Raw genomic sequence first — 21,535 nt, forward strand, 5'->3', positions numbered from 1 at the left:
AAATGTCCTTTACAAAGGGTACACTTTAGATTGCTGCAATCGTGTCATGGGTTTTATTTTTTTTCTCATGTAAGCTATTCAATCAAAATTGATGTTATAATACTTAACAACAATAAAGGTGATTTTCAAAAATATGGGCATAATTAAGTATATAACCTTTATTCACGTCCGTTTTAAGGATAAAAACCGATTTATGCGTTATATATATGGGAGGTAATGTCCATGCAGCTTACGGTCAAAGAGGCTTTACAGGTATATCCGTTGTCTGAGGCCAGACTGGTTGCAGGTGGGGAAGGGACTTCACGGATGATGAAATCCGTTAACGTCATGGACGCTCCAGATATAGCGGATTGGATTAAATCAGGAGAACTGCTGTTCACAACCGCGTTTATTATGAAAGACAATGAGACAGATGCACTGCGTTTAATGCGCCGCCTGAATGAACGCGGCTGTGCCGGACTTGGCATTAAATTGGGCCGCTTCTGGCAGTCCATTCCCCAAGGGATTATTGAAGAAGCGGATCGGCTACGGTTGCCGCTGCTTGAACTTCCGTTTCAGTTCACATTTTCCGATCAGATGAATGCGTTATTCAAGGCTGAACATGAACGCAGCAACCGGTTATTGCACGAGGTTATGCAGAAACAGAAAAAATTGATGCAATTTGCATTGCAACAACAACAGCATCGGAATGTATTTGCCGAACTTGCCACCGTACTGAATTGCCCGCTTGCAGTTATTGGATCCCGCGGACATGTGCTCTACGGCAGCGATGGCATTGCCGGAGACTCGGTAGTACAGGGCTGGCCCTGGAAATCCGTCATGCACCGGGTGAAATGGAATCAGGGAAGTTGCCACCGGGTGCCCATTAAGCAGAATGATGAAGAATACGGATTTTTGCTCGTGTTTACAGACTCGGCGCTGTCACTTAGAGCGGAAGAAGAACTATTCCAGCAGGCTGCGGATGTCCTGGCATTCTATATGGATATGACCTATCGGGAACACATTAACCCGACCGTGCAGGATGAGATGCGTACATTGCTAAGCCAGTATCTGGATAACAAAATGACAGTAGATGAACTAACGAGACTTAGCGAGAATAAAGGTGTTCACCTGTTCCAGGGGACCTATCAATGCGTGTTGATAACGCTCGAACCGTCTGTTTTTGCAGAAGGGAAGCTGCTGAAGCAGATCCACCGTGAGTTGCAGTACAATCCGCTTATGCAATTCACGGCCTCACAGCATTTTCAGATCGAAGATGGCATATTGTCCATCTATACCTGTCCAACGGGGCGGGATTACGGTGAGGAATTATCAGCTTTTCTGCTGAGTCGGTTCGGTGATGTCCTTGCTGCACAGGAAGCCAATGGAGAATCCGCACCACGATTCTGGATCAGCAAAATGAAACAGGAGCCGAAGTCGTTGCGCGAAGCCTATCAGGAATGTCTGGATACCCGTCAACTGGCACGTCGATTCGGTATGAAGGATCGGGCTCTCCAGTTTGAGATGCTGGAATTCGCCTATGTATTCCAACATGTACCGGATAACATCATGGAGAATTACTGCAATAAAGTACTTGAACCATTACTGGCCAGGGATGGCGATCCCAATCAGGTGCTGATGAATACGTTGGAATCTTTTATCGAGAATGATGGACTCATTAACGAAGCTGCCAAGCAACTTTTTGTGCATCGGAACACCGTCACCTATCGGATGGAGAAGGTCGGAAGTTTGCTGCAAATGGACTTTAAGAAGACCAATGATTTGCTGAAATTAAAACTGGTGTTCACCTTCCGCAAGTTTGTGCGGGACAAAACATCAGCAAGACCCCAGGCACAGCATCATTAATCTAAAGATGGGCTTATACGTATATCCTTTTATGAAGATAATCATTATTTTGAAAAAGTGTTGTGCAGCAGAACAATGAAGCAGGCATGTCAGATAAAACCGTATTTCCCTTGAGGAAGTGCGGTTTTTTCGGTTTTTATAGCATTTGAATAATCAAATCCCGTGCATTGCAAACAAATCATATATCTGATGTTATGTTATATTACAAAATTGCGTAATTATTGTTGCTGCAGTGTAGAGCGACACTTAAAATGAAGAACAACAATCTACAGAAGACCGGAGGTTCTAACATGGGCGACTTAATAAAACTCGTTAACAGCTGGTCTATCACACATTTCGTGCATACGTTTGGCGGACTATTCGAAGATTCACCCTGGGTAGCGGAGCATTCCTGGCCTTCACGGCCGTTTGACTCTTTTGAACACATGATAAATGTGATGAAGAACGTGGTTCAGACATCCGATGAAAAGGTGAAGTTGCAGCTGCTTTGCAATCACCCGGATCTCGGGGCACGAATCAGCATGAGCAGCAATTCCGTGCAAGAACAGGCTGGTGCGGGGCTTAGTTCACTCTCGCCGGATCAATATAACGAACTTAGTAAGTTAAACAAAGAATATACAAGCCAATTCGGCTTTCCTTTTATATTGGCCGTGAAAGGTCACACAGCGCAGTCTATCCTGGAATCCATGCGGAACCGCAATCGGAGAGGAAGGGAGGAAGAATTCCAGACCGCTCTGAAGGAAGTATTCAAGATTGCTTCTATTCGTTTGGAGCAGTGGCTGGTACAGATTGGTCATGAACATGAATTTGATTTTAAACCAGCCGAAGTAAAGCAGCGGACGATGTACTACGGCAAAGGAGATGTATGGATGTACCGTTCATACGTCAAACCGTTGACGGGCATCCAGTCTATCCCGGAATCTCCATTTACCGGACGCAATAATATCCTGTTCGGATTGAACATTAAAGTAGCCGTGCAAGGCGATGAATTTCTGCCTTCTTTTATCGAAGGAGATAATTCCCTCGTCGTTGCAACGGATTCAATGAAGAATTTCATCCTAACACATGCTGCGGATTATAGTGGAGCTACGGTGGAGGGCTTTCTCGCTTATGTCAGCCGACGTTTTCTGGAGACATATCCACAGATGAGCAAAGTTCAGATGTCGGCAGATCAGATTCCTTTTGAAGATGTGCCAGTTCGCAGAGAGGGAAGCCTTCGCGCAAGCGAGCTGGTATTCCGATATTCCCAGAATGATCGAGCGACGGCTGCCATTGAAGCGCAGCGAAAAGGAAGTCAGGTTGAGCTGAGCAATCATTTCAGTGGTGTTGCAGATATCAGACTGATTAAGGTCAAGGGCAGCGAATTTACCGGTTTTGTCAAGGATGAGTATACGACCTTACCAGAGACGTGGGACCGTCCACTATTCATTTTCCTGAATATCCATTGGCGTTATGAAGATCCGAGAGATGGTATGGATGATCAGCACGGGCGTTATGTAGCGGCGGAGCAGGTAAGAGATGTAGCTGCTGCAGTATTTCATGCATGTCATTCGGCATCCATTCAGCATCTGATTTATCAAGTTGGATTAAGGCTCTTGCGTCGATTTGGACAGCTCAGTGAGGTTTCATTCGAATCCAACAATCGGACATGGGAGACGGTGCTGGAGGAAGTGAAAGAAGGAGAAGGCAAAGTATTTACAGAGCCCAGACCGCCTTATGGATTCCAAGGCTTCTCGATGACAAGGGACGATCTAGGGGCAGACAACGGTGGCTCTAAGAAAGAAGGGGAGGCATGATGTCGGTGGATGGAGGGCGGATCACTACGCATGTGTTGGATACTTCCAAAGGCGTTCCGGCTGCAGGTGTGCGAATTGAACTGTATGCACTGCACAGGGATGGCGAGAAGGAAACCAAAATGAAAGTTGCTGAATCGGTGACTAATGGCGATGGGCGTCTGGATGCCCCATTGCTGGACAGTGGGAGGCTTGAACAGGCGGTATATGAGCTTCAATTCAACGTTGAGGATTATTACGCACAGCAATCTCTTGAGGAACTAGGGCAGGCGTTATGGACAGTTGTACCGATTCGTTTTGCCGTATCCGATGCTGCAAGCCACTACCACATTCCTTTATTGATTGCACCAGGAGGTTACAGTACATACCGGGGAAGCTGAAGTGTACGAATCCAGTTCTCATCAGGGGAGGGTCATCCATATGACAAGGTTAGATATGATTATCCGGGGGGCCCGGGTTGTATTAAGAGATAGCGTGGAAGAACTGGATATTGGAATTACAGGTGAAAAAATAACCGCTTTGTCCCCACAGCTTGTGGGTGATGAAGACACTGAAATGATAGAAGCCAATGGCCTTACCGTAATGCCAGGAGCGGTGGACATTCATGTTCATTTCAATGAGCCTGGACTCGCGAGCTGGGAGGGATTCAAGTCGGGATCAGCATCGCTGGCTGCTGGCGGTATTACGACGTATGTCGATATGCCGCTCAATGGTGTCCCCCCAACGATTAGACCGGAGGCGTGGGAGTTGAAAATGAAAGCAGCCGACGGTCAATCCTATGTTGATTATGCGTTCTGGGGAGGGCTTGTCCCCGGCAATCAGGCCGAGCTTACGCCTTTGGCTGCTATGGGGGCGGCCGGATTCAAGGCATTTATGTCCGAACCCGGCGGAGAAGGGGAAGACATCTTCGCCAGAGCCGATGAGGACACACTTTTGAAGGGCATGTACGAAATTGCAGAGCTAAACCGCGTGTTGGCGCTTCATGCCGAAGATGAGGCGATGGTTGCTGAACTTGGGACCGGGAGTATTGCAGCTGGACGAACCGGCCCGATGGATTACGTGCAATCTCGTCCAGCAGAAGCAGAAGTTCGAGCGGTATCCCGAGCGCTGCAATATGGAGAGCAGACCGGATGTGCACTGCATTTTGTTCATATCAGTACACGGAAAGCGCTTGATCTGATTGCAGAGGCGAAGCGGCGCGGACTAGATGTAACTTCTGAAACATGCCCGCATTACCTGAGTCTGACAGAGGAGGATGTTGTTCGGTTGGGTGCTGTAGCCAAATGTGCGCCACCATTGCGGAGTCAGGCTGAGCAAGATCAGTTATGGGATGCGCTTGCAGCAGGCCTGATAGATGTTATTGCATCCGACCATTCTCCCTGTCCGCCATCGATGAAACAATCAGATAATTTCTTCGAAATCTGGGGTGGCATCTCCGGGGCGCAAAGCACGCTGCTGCTTATGTTGGAGGAAGGGTATCTCCAGCGAAATATAGCCCTTTCGTTGCTCGGAAGAGTTTTGGCTCTGCAACCTGCCCGAAGGCTTGGGCTGGAGAGTAAAGGTGAAATATCCATCGGCAAGGATGCAGATCTGGTCCTGATTGATTGGGAGAAGAGTACCACCCTGAATACGGATGACCTGCTCTACACACATAAACAGAGTCCTTATGTGGGACGCACGTTTTCTTCCAGCATTGCAGATGTGTTCTGCCGGGGGGCGCGAGTATACAGTTCAAATACAGGATTATCTGATGAACCTGTAGGACGGTTTATCCGTGCTAACTCATCTGTTCCAGTTGGTATTGAAGGAACGGAGGGGATATCATGACGGACTTTAAAGTACGCGCATCGTCTGGTACGGAATATCCCATCCAGCCTTTGCCGCAATTGGAGCAGGTGCAGCTGCAAGGCATGCTTGACTGGTTGTCCGCATACGGCGCTGATCCTCAGGGAGGTGTGACACGCTTATTGTATGACCAAGCATGGTGTGAGGCACAGTATGCGCTCGCGGCAAAAATGCAGGAAAAAGGGTTGACCACTGAATTTGATCAATCGGGCAACCTGTATGGAACATTGCACGTTAAGGGTTCAGAAGCAGAAGAGGGAATGGAAGAAGCGCCGATTGTTACAGGATCACATATCGATACCGTTGTACATGGTGGAAAGTATGATGGTGCTTATGGCGTAGCTGCGGGAGTGCTTGCACTGGAGTATCTGCAAAACCATTTCGGGGCCCCGAAACGAACACTTCAGGTGGTCTCGCTCTGTGAAGAAGAAGGTAGCCGATTCCCCTTCGCTTATTGGGGGTCACGAAGTATAACGGGCGTCTCCGTTCTGGAAGATATCCAACATTTGAAGGATCAAGAGGGCATAACCTTTGCACAGGCGATGCGTGATGCAGGCTTTGGACCAGATAGTTGTTATAGAACGGCTTCTCACACGTACGGTGCCTTTTTAGAACTTCACATTGAGCAAGGCCAAGTCCTTGAACGATTGGGCCATTCGATTGGTATTGTATCGGATATTGTAGGTCAGAAACGCTTTAGCATTACAGTAAGTGGTGAGGCCAATCATGCCGGAACTACACCAATGCTCTGGCGCAAGGATGCACTTGCGGGCGCAGCCGAGATGATTACAGCTGTAAGAAGTATTGCGCTCGAAGCAGGAGAACCGCTTGTAGCCACCGTGGGACGAGTAATCGCAGAACCGGGCTTTGGCAACGTTGTTGCTTCACGAGCCGTATTCTCACTGGATATCCGGCATATCAGGCAAGAGAGCATTGACCGATGCTGGCAGGATATGCTTCAGGCATTTAGCCGCATCGCAGCCGAGCAACAGCTTGGACTGAACTGGGAAGAACACTTGTCAGTCACGCCTGTTCCGATGAACGAACAGATGACTACAGACATTCGTACTATCTGTGAAGTGGAGCAACTGTCCTATATACACATGCCAAGTGGCGCAGGACATGATTCGCAGATCTTTCAGCCGGCTTGCCCAACATCGATGGTCTTTGTGCCCAGCCAAGATGGCATTAGCCATAATCCCCTTGAATATACAGCTGAAGAGGACCTGATGAAAGGCTTCCGGGTCCTGGTGCAGCTACTCTATAAATACGGTTACGGGAGTTGAGTGAAGATGTCCAACTATAAAGAATTGTCCCCTTCCTTGCGGACGATCATGACACCGGGGCCAGTTGAAGTCGACCCAAGAGTTCTGAGGGCATTATCCTTCCCGATCCTGGGGCAGTTTGATCCGGAGTTCACTTCCCTGATGAATGAGACGATGGCGATGCTGCGTGAACTATACATGACAGATAATGAGTGGTGTTATCCAGTAGATGGTACATCCCGCTCAGGGATTGAAGCCGTGCTGGTCAGTCTGATCCAGCCGGGGAACAAGGTGCTGGTCCCGATCTATGGACGCTTCGGGCATTTGCTTGTGGAAATATCGGAACGCTGTGGTGCCGAAGTTATTTTTTTTGAAACAGAATGGGGAAAGGTATTTGATCCGGAAGAGGTAATTAAGGCGATCCATGCACATAAGCCAGGTCTGGTCGCGATGGTTCATGGCGAGACATCAACCGGGCAAATGCAGCCTCTCGCCGAGATTGGAAAAGCCTGTCGTGAACTCGATATTTTACTCGTTGTAGATGCAGTTGCTACCATTGGCGGTACACCGGTCGAGACAGATGCCTGGCATCTGGATGCGGTAATGGGCGGCACTCAGAAGTGTTTGTCCGTTCCATCCGGGATGGCGCCGTTAACGTATAACAGCCGTGTGGAGAAGAAACTTATGAGCCGTAAAACGGTGGAGCGCGGACTGCGTGATGCAACTAGTGCTCGGGCTGAAGGTAGCACGATTGCCAGTAACTATTTTGACCTGAGCCAATTGCAGGATTACTGGAGCTCAGCACGATTGAACCATCATACGGAAGCCACCTCCATGCTTTACGGACTTTACGAAGGGTTGCGTATTCTGCTTCAGGAAGGGTTGGAGGCTCGTTTCCAGAGACATCGGATCAATGAACGAGCGTTGGTTGCAGGGATTCAAGGCATGGGACTTAAATTGTATGGAGAGATGTCCAGTAAACTTCCTATGGTCACTTGTATCGAAATTCCGGATGGCATGGACGGCGAATCGGTACGAAACATGCTTCTGAACGATTTCAGTATTGAGATTGCCAGCTCATTCGGACCACTGAAAGGCAAGATTTGGCGTATTGGGACGATGGGATTTAGCTGCCAGCGCAAAAATGTACTTCATGTGCTAGGTGCACTGGAAGCTGTACTTTTGCGTCATCGCCACGCCTTGCCAGCTGGGGAGGCGGTGCAGGCAGCGCTGGATGTTTATGCCGGGAAGGAGGGCGTCTTATGTTGAACCAGATGCCGATATCCAGGGAGGTGATGGTTACCTCCCCGCATTATTTGGCGAGCGCGGTGGGCAGCTTAATCCTTCAGCAGGGGGGTAACGCTTATGATGCTGCTATTGCTGTAAGTGCTGCATTGGGTGTAGTGTACCCGCACATGACAGGACTTGGCGGAGATGCGTTCTTTCTGATTCACGATGGAGCAAGTGGCGACATAACGGCCTACAACGGAAGCGGTCGTTCAGCATCAGGCATTCATGCCGACACATTCAAGGCGATGGGGATGAATACTATTCCTCAGCGGGGTGTGCTCAGTGCCATTACCGTTCCAGGAATGGTGGACGCGTGGTGGGAGGTCTGGTCCCGCTACGGAAAGTTGAAGTGGGAGCAGTTACTTGAACCAGCTGCGCAATATGCGGAAAAGGGATGCCCTGTATCCCGAAATCTGCGCCTGTGGCTGGAACGTGATGAGGATTTCATTATGGGGCATACACCGCTGCGAGCGGTATTTGCCCCTTTGGGTACACTTTTGCAGGAAGGCGAACTGCTCTTGCAGCCTGAGCTGGCCTCCTCCATTCGCCTGATTCAGGCAGGTGGACGCGATGTTTTTTATACCGGGGAACTGGCGGAGCAGCTAACTTCGGCTATTCGTGAGGATGGGGGCATGCTTGCCCCAGGAGACTTTGCGGGTCACAAGGGGGAGTGGGTAAAGCCGATCAGTACCGATTACCGTGGGTATGAAGTACATCAGATGCCACCCAATTCACAGGGCTTCTCGATGCTGATGATGTTGAATATGCTGGAACATATTGATCTATCTTCCGTGGCACGTACCTCCCCCGAGTTTTATCACCTGATGGCTGAAGTGGTCAAAAAGGCTTTTCGTGATCGTGATCGTTATCTCACAGACCCGGAGTTCAGGGATATTCCGTTGAAGGATCTGTTATCCAAGGTTTATGGAGATGCATTGTGGAACGAGATTCAGTCCGCACCACCTGTAGCACAGCCTTTTCTGTCCAAGACGATGGGTCAGGATACGGCATATGCCGCGGTTGTGGACAATGAAGGTAATGCCGTTTCGTTTATTCAGAGCCTGTACTTTGATTTTGGCGCTGCTTATGTGCCTGGGGATACTGGGGTGATTATGCAGAACCGTGGGTCCTTTTTCTCGCTTGAACCAAAAGACGCCAATGTATTGGAACCGAATAAACGCTCATTCCACACCCTAATGCCGGGACTTGTCACTCGTAACGGAAAACCTTATATGCTCGTTGGCACACAAGGTGGTGAGGGCCAGCCCCAGACACAGTTATCGGTTCTTACGGGCGTGTTAGATTATGGTCTGAACATTCAGGAAGCCATCGGACTGCCGCGTTGGGTGTACGGGCGTACCTGGGGCGAGGAAGGCGACACGATGCGAGTGGAGAACCGCTATCATGACGACGTATGTGACTCACTTGCCCAATGGGGGCATAACGTCGAAGCCAGAGCGCCGTGGGATGGAATTATGGGGCAGTCACAAGGGATCGTCATCCGTGAAGACGGCATGATCAGCGGCGCAGCAGACCCGAGGGGAGATGGCATGGCTATCGGGTGGTAGCGTAATTTGTGTAGACGTCATGCACAGATCCTAAGTGTGACTTCAAGGCGCAGGATCATGGCCAGGATCATCGAAATAATAAAATATACGCAGATAGATACGGATAGGGGAGATTATCATGGGAACGATCCTGCTGAAAGGCGCACAGCTCGTCACAATGAATGCAGAAGAGGATGTATTTACGGGAGATCTGCTGATTGAGGATAACAAAATCAAAGAGATTGCTGAGCATATCGATGTTCAGGCAGATCAGGTCATTGATGCTCAAGGCAAAGTGCTGCTACCAGGTTTTATCCAGACGCATATTCATCTGTGTCAGACCTTGTTTCGCGGACGTGCGGACGACCTGGAACTGATGGATTGGCTTCGTCAACGCATCTGGCCGCTTGAGGCAGCGCATGATGAGGAATCTGTCTATTACTCGGCGATGCTCGGCCTGGGCGAATTGATCTCCAGCGGTACAACGACCATTTTGGATATGGAGACGGTGCATCATACCGATTCGGCTTTTCAGGCGATGGCACAAAGCGGCATTCGGGTGATTTCCGGCAAAGTGATGATGGACCACGGCGATGAAGTTCCTGAACCGCTGCGTGAAAATACGGCTACCTCGCTGCAACAAAGTGTCGATTTGCTGGAGAAATGGAATGGATTCGGCGGCGGCCGCATTCAGTATGCGTTTTGTCCACGCTTCGTCGTCTCGTGTACCGAGGAATTATTGGTTGAGGTACGTGACCTGTCGAATAAGTACCATGTGAAAGTGCACACCCACGCCTCCGAAAATCGTGGCGAGATCGAACTGGTTGAACACGAACGCGGCATGCGTAACATCGTTTATCTGGATCATATCGGCCTGGCTACCCCAAGACTGGTGCTTGCCCATTGTGTGTGGCTGAGCGAGGAAGAGAAAGAGATAATTCGTAAACGCGGCGTAAAAGTCACTCACTGTCCTGGATCGAATATGAAACTCTCCTCTGGTATAGCAGATATTCCTGATCTGTTGAATCGCCAGATTGCGGTAGGAATAGGTGCCGATGGTGCGCCGTGCAACAACAACTTGGATATGTTCCAGGAAATGCGCCTGACCGCGCTTATTCAAAAGGTGCCTCATGGCCCAACGGTGATGGATGCCCGGACGGTGCTGCGCATGGCGACGATGGGTGGAGCAGAAGTGCTCGGCATGTCCAAGGAGATCGGCAGTCTGGAAGTAGGTAAAAAGGCAGATTTGCTTCTGCTAGATCTGGATGATTTCCATACGTACCCATCCTATGAGACCGATGTGTACTCCCGTGTAGTCTACTCCGCAACTCGCAGTTGTGTGGATACCGTTATTATTGATGGAAGCATTGTGCTCCAAAACCGGAAGATTCAAACGATTGATCGTGGCATCGTGCTTCGTGAATCGGATAAAAGTATTGCGAGATTGATGAAACGCATCTAATCGGATTCAACCGGATGAAGCTCATACGGGCAAATTCTGAGCAAAGTGTGATATTCAGCCTCACACGAGGTCCGATTCATCTCTTCGGATCCTAATCCCTGAAAGGATGGAGACATTTATGGAAATGCATGATCTGTGTGCAATTGCAGCGCGGGAACCGCGCTGTGTACTCGCAACAGCGGTTAAGGTAGAAGGTCATGCTTACCGTAAGCAGGGAGTCTCTATGCTTTTGACCGAAGAAGGTACAATGTATGGCAGTATCAGTCCGGGTTGCCTGGAGAGTGATCTACAGGCCAGGGTGGACCGTGTGCTGGATTCGCAGCAGTTGGAATTCGTGGAGTACGATATGCGTCCCGAAGATGATCTGTCCTGGGGGGAGACGATTGGCTGCGGCGGGTTAATCATTGTGCTACTTGAGCCGGTATGGGGTGAACTCAGGTCGATCTTGTCCCATATGCTTACGTATTTTCAATCTGGATCAGCTGTGGAGTTAACCCGTTCATTCTACAATCAATATACCCGGATTTATTATGGTGTCCAGCTTGCTGAGAATGCAGAAAGTCATACATTATCACGCCTCTCTTTGGTCACTATTCTTTCGTCTGAATCCGATGTGGTCACGTCTGAGGCTGAAGAGAATTATTCTCAGAGAGTGAGTTTATCTGAAATTAGTCGTTGGGATATCCCTTTACAGATCTCTACGAAATATGCGCCCAAGCCCCGTCTAATTATAGTTGGAGCCGGGAATGACGTGATTCCTGTGGTCCGTCTGGGTAAATCAGCAGGATTTCGTGTGGTTGTAGCAGATTGGCGAGAAACCTTGTGTACTGCTGAACGATTTCCGGGGGTTGAGCTTGTCTGCGGTTTCCCTCGTGAGGTCGTCCCTGTACTGGATATCCAAAGTAGGGACTATATCGTATTGATGAGTCATCAATTTCCGAGAGAACGGGAGATTCTTGAATTACTTGAGCATCGGAATTATGCATATCTTGGCATTATGGGCTCCAGAACGCGGACAGCACTTTTGCTGAACGATCTCCCTCCACTAAAACATTTGCATTCACCCGTAGGCTTGACCATTGGTGCCGATGGGCCGGAAGAGATTGCAATCAGTATCGCAGCAGAACTTATTGCCTGTAAACGTGCGGCTGCTGCCGCAGAGCATCGCAACGTACAGAGGGGGATTGTACATGCGACTGACGGGCATCGTGCTGGCAGCGGGTAAGAGCAGCCGAATGGGGCGGGACAAACTGTCTATCGTCATGCCTGATGGAAGATGTTTGGCTGCATGGACCTTGGAAGCTGCTTTGAATTCTGATTTGGAGAAAGTCATCTGTGTAGTCAAACCTGAGGATTCATTGGCGTGGATCCCCTCCATATGGCTCAATGCAGCTTCATATAGCCGTACTCCAGATCCGGGGACGAGGCTTCAGATTGCAGTCTGTACCGATTATGCATACGGTATGGCGATGTCCCTTCACTGTGGCATTCTGTCTGCAATGGCATACAGGCCAGAAGGTGTGATGATAATTTTGGCAGATCAGCCCCTATTACAGGCACAAGATATTAACAGAGTTGCTGAGTCGTTAGCCGCCAACAAATTGTGCGATTATGCAGCTGCTACGGATGGCGTTGGAGGCAAGCCTCCGGCAGCCTTTCGTGAGCATATGCTAGGGCCACTTTTGTCACTCAGCGGAGATGAAGGAGCGCGAAAAATCATGCGTAATGCCAAATATGCGGGCACGCATGTATCGTTGTCTGATTTTAGCTTTTGGGATGCAGATACCGAAACAGAGCTGGAGCGCGTTTTGGATTATGTGAATGGCATAAGATGAACGAAGATCACGGCAGAAGGAGCAATACCTTGTGCATTATTTCTTGAAGTAATGAGGTCTGCCAGACCATCTGGTTGGCCTCTTTATTGTTTTTATTTGGTTAGTTATAAACTGGCTTGTGTTAGCTTATCACAGTAAACAATGCATCAGGCACAAATCAAAGAGTCTATCTATGCAATTATCCAAAATGATGTGAAGATAATTGACCTTATGGTTGCAGTCCCATATGATTTGAAGAATTATTTGGATCATTCGTTCATATCCAACACCCCGCAGACAGATTCCAGGTAGAGAAGGGAGATGGGAGGATGGTCATGCCGGCATATGGATCTGGAGCGCAGCCAACAGTTTGGCAGCCCGATAATCTGGATGAACTTCAAGCTTTAAAGAGTGAGCTGTCCGGAAAGTATTGTTATGCAGCAGGGGCCACGTTATTGCGTACTCAGTGGGAAGGTGGCCTTGTTCCTGTACCTGAGCATATGATCAGCCTTGCTCGTATTCCAGGTGCGAGCGGCGTACATGTGGATGGAGATGATCTGGTCATAGGAGCACTGACGCGATTATGTCATTGTGCCACAGACGTTCATCTGCAACAGCTTCCCTTAGTACAGTCCGCAATGAATGCCATCGCTGCTCCTTCTATTCGGAATTTGGCAACGATTGGCGGAAACATTGTATCGGGAGTCGGTGACTCCATACCCGCACTGCTAGTCTACGATGCACAGTTGTATTGGATGACAGACAACGGCATGGAGATGCGCAGTCTTTCGTCCTGGTTGAATGGTGGCCGTGACGGTAGTCGCAACCCGAATGAGGTGTTGATCAGTATTCATATTTCGATGAAAAATACGTCTTTCTCTGATGCCAATAGCGAGCGAACATCTGCGGCACACGAAATTTCATTTTACCGCAAGCTGGGTCGGCGGGAGACGTTTACAGCATCGCTGGTGACGATTGCATTTTACGGAGAAGTGGGTACAGATGGCCGCTGGAATAAGATCGCAATAGCTGCAGGTGGAGGTTCAGGTATGGCCATGCGGCTTCCCGAATCGGAAAAGTTGCTTCTTGGCAGCGAGGCTTCTATTGTGCAGGCTTCAGCTCTGGCTGCTGCAGTAGTGTCGGAATTCGTAACTTATCGTGATGCATTCGCTACAGAACAGTACCGTAAGCAGACAGCAGGTAACATGCTTGGTGCCGGACTGTGGGAAGCACTTTGCTCATAGAAGAAAGCAAATGTCACTCTGCCATATAAGTTAAATCGAGCTCTAACACCATAACGGAGATTATTGTAGAACCAATTTGGAGAAGCAAACCGTGAGTCTAACAGCTTTCGGAAGGGAGAAAGGGGAGAGTGAGCATGCTGTTGAATCGGGATAGTAGTGGAAAACGCTGGCATCTGCGGCCAGATGGGGTGGGCAAAGTAACAGGAAAGCTTCAATATCTGACAGACATGACGCTGCCTGATATGATCCATGGAAGGGTCCTTCGAAGCTCTTACCCTTATGCCCGTATATTGTCTATCGATATTACCGGAGCAGAGGCCATGGAGGGTGTATTTGCCGTACTCACCGCCAAAGATGTGCCCGGTATGAACCTCTTTGGCATTGCAACTCCGGATCAGCCTGTATTTTGCGAGGATGTCGTTCGTTATGTCGGCGATGCCATTGCCGCGGTTGCAGCGGATTCCCCGGAACGTGCAGCGCTCGCTCTGGATGCGATCCGGGTAGAGTATGAGGAATGGACTCCGCTGGACAGCCCAGAGGCTGCTTTGGCACCCGATGCACCAGAGCTCCATAAACATGGTCCCGGCAATGTGCTGCACCGTACCGAAATCAAGCGAGGGAATGTAGATGAGGGCTTTGCTGCATGCGAACATATGGTGAGTGAGACCTATTATACCCCTCGTCAGATGCATGTCTATATGGAGACTGAAGGCGGTTTATTTGTTCCTGATGAAAGTGGAAGACTCCATGTCTATGCGGCTACACAGCATGGTTACAAGGACAGGATGCAGCTTGCCCGAATCATTGGATGTTCCGAAGAGGATATCCGGGTTGTCTCGTCTCCGATTGGCGGTTCCTTTGGCGGGAAAGATGAGCTGAATGTGCAGCCCTATGGTGCACTTCTTGCTTTAAAATCCGGCCGCCCTGTGAAAATGCACAATTCACGCAAAGAATCCGTACGTGCAGGCCTGAAGCGCCATCCGATGAAAATTGAAATGCAGACTGGAATCAGCCGTGAAGGCACTATACAGGCTCACCGAGTCCGCATTACCGCAGACACAGGAGCATATGCCACGCTGGGGGCGCCTGTCCTGAATTTTTGCACAGAACACTGTCTCGGGCCTTATTCTATTCCCCATGTAGATGTGGAGGGTGTCTCGGTTTATACGAATAATGGAGTGTCGGGAGAGTTTCGCGGATTTGGCGGCAATCAGGCGATCTTTGCAATGGAGGGTCAGATGGATCGACTAGCCGAGATTATGAATATGGACCCCTGGGAGTTTCGGAGACGCAACATGAGGGAAAAGACCGACCCTGGACCGTTGAATCAACGGATTCTTGTCACGGATGGACTGTCGCAAGTATGGGAGGCGATGGATCGTTCGGAGTTATGGCAAAAATGGCAAAAGCATCAACATCCCTCGGCAGATCTTGCTCTGCCTCCCTGGATTAAACGTGGTGTTGGTGCAGCCATCGCCATGCACGGGGCAGGGCTGGGGTATGGCATTCCCGATCCGGCGGGGGGCCGCCTATCCCTAAATGCCGCAGGTAAGATTGAAGTGGCATTTAGTTACGAAGAATTCGGTCAGGGACTTATTGCCACACTGGAAATGATGCTCTGCGATTTGTTCCAGTGCTCAACATCCGATCTGAGTATCATCATTGGAGATACAGATCGAGTGCCGCACAGTGGTTCAAGTACCGCTTCGCGTTCAACGACAATGGCCTGGATGGCTCTTCAGCGACTACAAGTTCCGTTTCGTTCCAAAATCTTGTCGGTAACCTCTGCCTTATCAGGAATTCCGACTGAAGAACTGATTACTGGAATAGAGGGAGTATGGCGCAAGGGACAGCTTCCTCCAGAAGTTACATCGAGTGATACGACGATTAATCCCAGAGTTGTTGTTTCTTACGTAGATCTAGCGAAGCATGGAGAAGCGGAGGACTGGATTTTTGATACTCGATTTGAATATCCGACCACGCCGGATAATGTTGTTGGCGGGCATTATCTATATACGTATGCGGCAGTAGCTGCAGAGGTAGAGGTAAACACGCTAACCGGGGAAGCCAAATTGCTGGATACGAGGCATGTGGTAGCTGCTGGCCCTGTCATCAATCCAATGGGATTCATTGGACAGATCGAAGGCGGGAGCGTAATGGCTCTGGGTTTTACATTGACCGAGGACGCCGTGATGCAAAACAGCCGCTATATAACATCCAATCTGGACACCTACCTGATTCCGACGATTCGAGATATACACACGAACCTGGAGATAGAGGCAATTGAAGATCTGCCAGAGGGTGATCCGTTTGGACCGCGGGGGATTGGCGAGATAGGTTCGGTGGCGCTTGCTCCGGCCATAACCGCTGCGATTCATCAAGCTACAGGGGTGTGGGTTAATCGTTTGCCGGTTCCGCGAGATCAATTAATTAAATCACTGGACATCTCGCTTCAGGAAGGAGTCAGCTCATCATGACTGAACCATTAAGCCATTTCTGGACAGCCGTTGTGAATGGGGAAGAGAAGCAATTGCAGATTGCCCAAACAACTCGCCTTGTGGATGTACTGCGCTTGCATTTGAATCTGACCGGAACGAAAGTTTCCTGCGAAGTAGGCCGCTGCGGTGCATGTATGGTGCTGATGGATGGTGAGCCGGTCAATTCCTGTCTCGTTATGGCTTATCAATGTATTGGAAGCGAGATAACAACAATAGAAGGATTACATGGTAAAAAGGAAGGCGAGTTACATCCAATTCAACAGGCTTTTGTGGAGGAGGGCGGTTTCCAATGCGGATATTGTACTCCCGGAATGGTCATTTCCACCAAGGCTCTCTTGGACCGCAATCCGCAGCCCAGTCATGAACAGATCGAAATGGGATTATGCGGCAACCTGTGCCGCTGCACCGGATATGGAGGAATACTACGAGCGGTAAACAAGGTTATCGATGAGCACGATAGGACGGGTTCTACCCAATGATCATGGAAGTAGTGAGGTCCGAGCTTTCTCTGAATTTCAATGATCATAAGAGAATAAGAGTTTTTATAGACCAACCTATGTTCTGAGGGTTGGTCTTTGTTGTTCAATGAAACATCTTACGAAAATGGGTCGATACGGGCATAGTGAAGACTTGTTAATCAGTATACTTTTCATTTGTCCATATGTTACTTATAATAGATGTCCTATGAAGATGGTGTAATTGATATTACTACACAAGGAGGGTTGATTCGTGAACAAATCGGATCGTATGCTGGCCATTGTACTTGAGCTGCAGCGGGGGAAGGTTCAACGTGCGGAAGATTTAGCCCTCTTGTTTGAAACAAGTGTCCGAACCATATACAGAGACATTCAGGCGTTATGTGAGGCAGGAGTTCCTGTGGTGGGAGAACCCGGAGTAGGATATTCACTTATGGAAGGATACTTTTTGCCTCCGATCAGCTTCACAGCTGAAGAAGCAGTAACACTTCTCATCGGACTTGATTTTGTGGAACAGCGCTTCGATAACTACTACAAAAGTACATCCCTTACGTCCCGTTCCAAAATTGAAGCAATCCTGCCCGTGCCTCTTCGGGAAGAGGTGGGACAGATACAACAGGGTATCCGTTTACTTCGTTCACCGGACAGTGATGCACGTGAGCGAGAAATCGAACATATGGGAATCATCCGAAAGGCAATGCAGCATAAGCTCAAAATCCGCTTTCATTACCATAAACCTGGGACTGTTAATGAAACCGTGCAAAAGACCATTCGTTTGGCCTCCCCTTATGGGATGCTTTGGATGCAAGGCTCATGGATGCTGATTGCCCGATGTGATTTGCGACAGGAGATTCGCCATTTTCGTATATCCCGCATGAGTGATCTGGAGATTAGTACAGATCCATTCGATCTTCCTCCAGGTTTTAATATTCATAGCTACTCACCACCTGACAACCGTGATGTTCATGTCCGTGTATGGTTTCATGGTCGAATTGCAGATAGGGTGATTGAAGCGAATAATTACTACATGGAGAAAGCAGAACTGCAAACAGATGGATTATACGCAGATTTTCGTGTAAGGCAACCAGAAGATGTACTACGCTGGATACTTGGCTGGGGAGCCTCAGCTCTGGTTTTGGAACCTGAATCGTTGAGAATCCGTATTCGCGAGGAAGCAATCAATCTCCTTAAACACTACTGACATAACGCTGTCAGTAGTGTTTGTGTATGATCGGTTTATAACTGATTGAAGGAGCTGTGTATTTGTATGGACACGACAATAACAAGGAACAACGATGAGATTCGACGTAATTTTGAACTGACGCTGGAACGTTATTTGCAGGAACTGGAGCTGATGAGCGATGCTCAATTAAGCTACAAACCCAGTGATATTGAGTGGTCGGTGGGCCAGATGTACCAGCATTTAATTCAGTCTGCGATGAAAATGCATTTAGCCAATGTTCGACTTTGTATAAGTGCAGACGAGGACTCGGGTAAGAAGAAAAACCAGGGCAAAACAGAAACAGGTGAAGCTGTTTTTGCACAAACAAGTTTTCCTCCGATACGTATCCGCGTTCCTGCTTCTCCTGAGTATACTCCGCTTCAACCGGATGGAAGAGAATCAATAATTCAAGGATTTAATGAGGTAAGTGATGAAATGCGGAGAATGGAATTGCTGCTGGAAGGAACAACACAGGAATGTACGTTGGCACATCCAAGCTTCGGCGGTTTGAATGCAGAGGAATGGTTTGCATTGGTCGAGATGCATTATCGTCATCATTTTTTGCAGCTTGAGCGTCTGAAGATGGCATGGGAAGAACGGGTCCAGAGATGAATGAACAGGAAAAGCATGATTTGATGGCTACCAGCAAAAAAATTAAGCAGATTCATACGAGTGAATTCTTGGCTCCTCAGTTAGATGTTGAGGCAGAATTTGGAAAAGGAAACCACTACTGGATCAGCGTTGTGTCCGCCTCTCATGTGGAGAAAGGCGTAGAAGGTGGCTTTGCTCAGCTCTGTCACGGCAAGGCAGCACCTCTGCGTAGAATGAATGCAGGCGACTGGCTGATCTATTATTCGCCTCGAACAAGCTTGCACGGGGGCAAGGTGCTTCAAGCATTTACCGCCATAGGACGTGTAGTAGACAATCAGGTGTACACGTACCGTATGTCGGATTCCTTTGTGCCATATCGGAGGAATGTCCAGTATTATCCTTGTCAGCAGGTGAAGATCGCTGATCTGCTGGACCAACTGATCCTTACTCGGGGACAGGCACGTTGGGGATATCATTTTAGATATGGGCATTTGCAGATTCAAAGAGAGGATTTTCTGAAAATTGCAGTTGCTATGTTGGGAGCTGAGATAGAAACCTGCTAACCTGCAAAGTTTGGGCAAAAAGTCAGATCATATTTATGTGGTGCACAAAGCTGAGGAAAAAAAGACCTTTTGAGGGGAAATATAAAAAAAAGAATTTTTAAAAACGTAATATTTATTATGTAAACTTATTATTTTCGATGACCTCCATAAGCTGTATCTATATTACTAACCATGTCTAAGGGGCGGATAGAGGTGGATTTAGGTGAATTTTCAGTTCGAATCTTTGAAGAAAATGTCCCTCTTATAACGCCTTCAATTTTGTTCCTTTGGCAGTGAAGGATGATTGTAACGCCCTTCTTATAAATCGTTTTCGATGAACATGAGAATAAATGATATTTTTCTATGTAGAGGTAAATCAAATCACATAAAAACATTGTTACGTGAAATATAACGCTCTAATCTGTTCCAGCGACACTCTCAATGCGATGAATATGAAGTTTCAAAAAATATAAGATGAATTGACTTCTTCAAACCCAATTTATGCGTTGCAATAGACCTATAAAATGGCATGTTCAAAAGTGTGTAAATGTGTTCATTTATCGACGTGGGACAGAATTAGCTAATTTCCCAAAATCGGGCTATTACGCCCGTTTTAGATCAATCTCATATGGATTTGCGATGGATTTAGTACCGCTTTCAATGTATGCTTTTGGAAACTGGAAAGGAAGTGGGAAAAATGGAACGCGAACTGGCGTTGGAAATTGTCCGAGTAACAGAATTGGCTGCGTTAGCTTCAGCACCCTGGATGGGGCGAGGCGACAAGAATAGTGCAGATGAGGCGGCTACTTTGGCTATGCGCGCCATGTTCGATTCCGTGTCCATTCGCGGCACGGTGGTAATCGGTGAGGGAGAAATGGATGAAGCACCCATGTTGTATATCGGCGAGGAAGTTGGCAACGCTGAGGGTCCCGAGGTTGATGTGGCTGTAGATCCTTTGGAAGGTACAGAGATCGTAGCCAAGGGGCTAAACAACGCTTTATCGGTTATTGCAGTGGCGGGAAAAGGTAACCTGCTCCACGCACCGGATATGTACATGGAGAAACTGGCTGTAGGGCCGGCTCTGGTGGGCAAGGTCAGTATTGAAGATCCGGTTGAGGTGACATTGGAGAAAGCCGCAGAAGCATTGAACAAAAACATTTCTGATCTGACGGTCATGATTCTGGACCGTGTCCGACATGAGGGCACGATTAAAACGTTACGCAAGGTTGGGGTGCGGATCAAGTTCCTTAGTGATGGTGACGTTGCTGGTGCGATGGCACCTGCGTTCCCGGAGGCGGGAATTGATCTGTATGTTGGATCAGGTGGAGCGCCGGAAGGCGTGCTTGCAGCGGCAGCACTGTCTTGCCTGGGCGGTGAGATTCAAGGTCGCCTGATGCCCGCGAACGCAGACGAATTCCAGCGCTGCTTGCAAATGGGGATCGACAACCCCTACAAAGTATTAACGATGCAGGATATGATCGGCACGGAGGACGTCATCTTTGCAGCAACGGGTGTTACCCCTGGTGAGATTCTTGGCGGTGTGCGTTACCTCGCAGATGATCGGGCAGAGACCGATTCCATTGTCATGCGTGCCAAAACTAAAACCATTCGTTTCATCCGTTCTCAGCATTTCCTTCCAAATAAGGAAGTGTTGCATAAAGTGCGGCAACTTCAATCGACACCTGAACCTTCGGATCGCATTCAAAGTCATGTCACCATTTTGGAACAGGCTGAGTTCAGTCAATCATCTGTTGGTAACGGTGTGACGACCTAAATTAAATTTGGTCTCTACTGTTGTGGGCTTTGCTTTTCGATATAAATCCATGTGAAGTCATCTGAAAATCGGCAGACAATATGGGACAAGTTACAAGAAAAATATAGCATGAAAAGGATGGGGAATTTGTTTACACAAATCCTCATCTTTTTTTGTGTTAAAAGCATTGACAACGGTTACAACACATGAGAAGATGTACGCGCGTACATAAATATCATTTTTTATACATTGCATCGGATTTGCATGTGTTCAGGAAACATGAAGGAGGTGAGATCCATGGCATCCCGTAAAGAAGTGGCTGATCTTGCCGGTGTTTCGGAAGCTACA

Annotated in this window: 17 protein-coding genes; all 17 read left to right on the forward strand. The window is 48.4% G+C overall.

The annotated features are described in order from the left end of the window. The first annotated feature begins 222 nt into the window (after nt 1-222). The 17 genes from AMS66_RS09445 (at nt 223) to glpX (ending at nt 21,208) form a co-directional block, all read left to right on the forward strand. A complete protein-coding gene (locus AMS66_RS09445; RefSeq protein ID WP_053780561.1) occupies nt 223-1,845 on the forward strand; it encodes a PucR family transcriptional regulator in 1,623 nt (540 codons plus the stop codon). A 290-nt stretch (nt 1,846-2,135) separates the two neighbouring features. Then, nucleotides 2,136-3,641 (forward strand): factor-independent urate hydroxylase, encoded by a 1,506-nt coding sequence (gene pucL / locus AMS66_RS09450; RefSeq protein ID WP_053780562.1) that lies wholly within the window; start codon nt 2,136-2,138, stop codon nt 3,639-3,641. Beyond that, nucleotides 3,638-4,018, forward strand: coding sequence for a hydroxyisourate hydrolase (uraH, locus tag AMS66_RS09455; protein WP_330219308.1), 381 nt, complete (start codon nt 3,638-3,640; stop codon nt 4,016-4,018). The genes pucL and uraH overlap by 4 nt, the downstream gene beginning before the upstream one ends. A gap of 40 nt (nt 4,019-4,058) precedes the next feature. Further along, nucleotides 4,059-5,465: an allantoinase AllB gene (allB, locus tag AMS66_RS09460; protein ID WP_144424458.1), complete on the forward strand. Its 1,407-nt coding sequence runs from the start codon at nt 4,059-4,061 to the stop codon at nt 5,463-5,465. Then, entirely contained in the window at nt 5,462-6,769 is a 1,308-nt protein-coding gene (locus AMS66_RS09465; protein WP_053780564.1) for a Zn-dependent hydrolase, read from the forward strand. The genes allB and AMS66_RS09465 overlap by 4 nt, the downstream gene beginning before the upstream one ends. A gap of 6 nt (nt 6,770-6,775) precedes the next feature. Further along, complete coding sequence (locus AMS66_RS09470; RefSeq protein WP_053780565.1) at nt 6,776-8,017, forward strand: pyridoxal-phosphate-dependent aminotransferase family protein; 1,242 nt, start codon at nt 6,776-6,778, stop codon at nt 8,015-8,017. Further along, complete coding sequence (ggt, locus tag AMS66_RS09475; protein ID WP_053780566.1) at nt 8,011-9,606, forward strand: gamma-glutamyltransferase; 1,596 nt, start codon at nt 8,011-8,013, stop codon at nt 9,604-9,606. Before AMS66_RS09470 ends, ggt begins: the two co-directional genes overlap by 7 nt. Before the next feature lie 118 nt (nt 9,607-9,724). After that, entirely contained in the window at nt 9,725-11,047 is a 1,323-nt protein-coding gene (locus AMS66_RS09480) for a 5'-deoxyadenosine deaminase (protein ID WP_053780567.1), read from the forward strand. Between the two features lie 118 nt (nt 11,048-11,165). Beyond that, a complete protein-coding gene (locus AMS66_RS09485; protein ID WP_053780568.1) occupies nt 11,166-12,272 on the forward strand; it encodes an XdhC family protein in 1,107 nt (368 codons plus the stop codon). Continuing rightward, nucleotides 12,238-12,882 carry a nucleotidyltransferase family protein gene (locus AMS66_RS09490; RefSeq protein WP_053780569.1) on the forward strand — a complete coding sequence of 215 codons (645 nt, stop codon included), beginning with the start codon at nt 12,238-12,240 and terminating at the stop codon, nt 12,880-12,882. The genes AMS66_RS09485 and AMS66_RS09490 overlap by 35 nt, the downstream gene beginning before the upstream one ends. Before the next feature lie 314 nt (nt 12,883-13,196). After that, a complete protein-coding gene (locus AMS66_RS09495; protein WP_160319678.1) occupies nt 13,197-14,105 on the forward strand; it encodes an FAD binding domain-containing protein in 909 nt (302 codons plus the stop codon). A gap of 134 nt (nt 14,106-14,239) precedes the next feature. Next, complete coding sequence (gene pucD, locus AMS66_RS09500; RefSeq protein ID WP_053780571.1) at nt 14,240-16,582, forward strand: xanthine dehydrogenase subunit D; 2,343 nt, start codon at nt 14,240-14,242, stop codon at nt 16,580-16,582. Further along, a complete protein-coding gene (locus AMS66_RS09505) occupies nt 16,579-17,082 on the forward strand; it encodes a (2Fe-2S)-binding protein (RefSeq protein ID WP_053780572.1) in 504 nt (167 codons plus the stop codon). Before pucD ends, AMS66_RS09505 begins: the two co-directional genes overlap by 4 nt. Before the next feature lie 250 nt (nt 17,083-17,332). Then, entirely contained in the window at nt 17,333-18,280 is a 948-nt protein-coding gene (locus AMS66_RS09510) for a helix-turn-helix transcriptional regulator (protein WP_053780573.1), read from the forward strand. A 66-nt stretch (nt 18,281-18,346) separates the two neighbouring features. Further along, on the forward strand, nt 18,347-18,913 hold the full coding sequence (locus AMS66_RS09515; RefSeq protein WP_053780574.1) for a DinB family protein: 567 nt from the start codon (nt 18,347-18,349) through the stop codon (nt 18,911-18,913). Continuing rightward, nucleotides 18,910-19,455, forward strand: a complete 546-nt coding sequence (locus AMS66_RS09520; RefSeq protein ID WP_236703302.1) for an EVE domain-containing protein — start codon at nt 18,910-18,912, stop codon at nt 19,453-19,455. Before AMS66_RS09515 ends, AMS66_RS09520 begins: the two co-directional genes overlap by 4 nt. Nucleotides 19,456-20,131: 676 nt before the next feature. Beyond that, nucleotides 20,132-21,208, forward strand: a complete 1,077-nt coding sequence (gene glpX / locus AMS66_RS09525) for a class II fructose-bisphosphatase (RefSeq protein ID WP_053780575.1) — start codon at nt 20,132-20,134, stop codon at nt 21,206-21,208. Nucleotides 21,209-21,535: the final 327 nt, after the last annotated feature.

This window comes from Paenibacillus xylanivorans (genome assembly GCF_001280595.1).
GTDB classification, from domain to species: domain Bacteria; phylum Bacillota; class Bacilli; order Paenibacillales; family Paenibacillaceae; genus Paenibacillus; species Paenibacillus xylanivorans.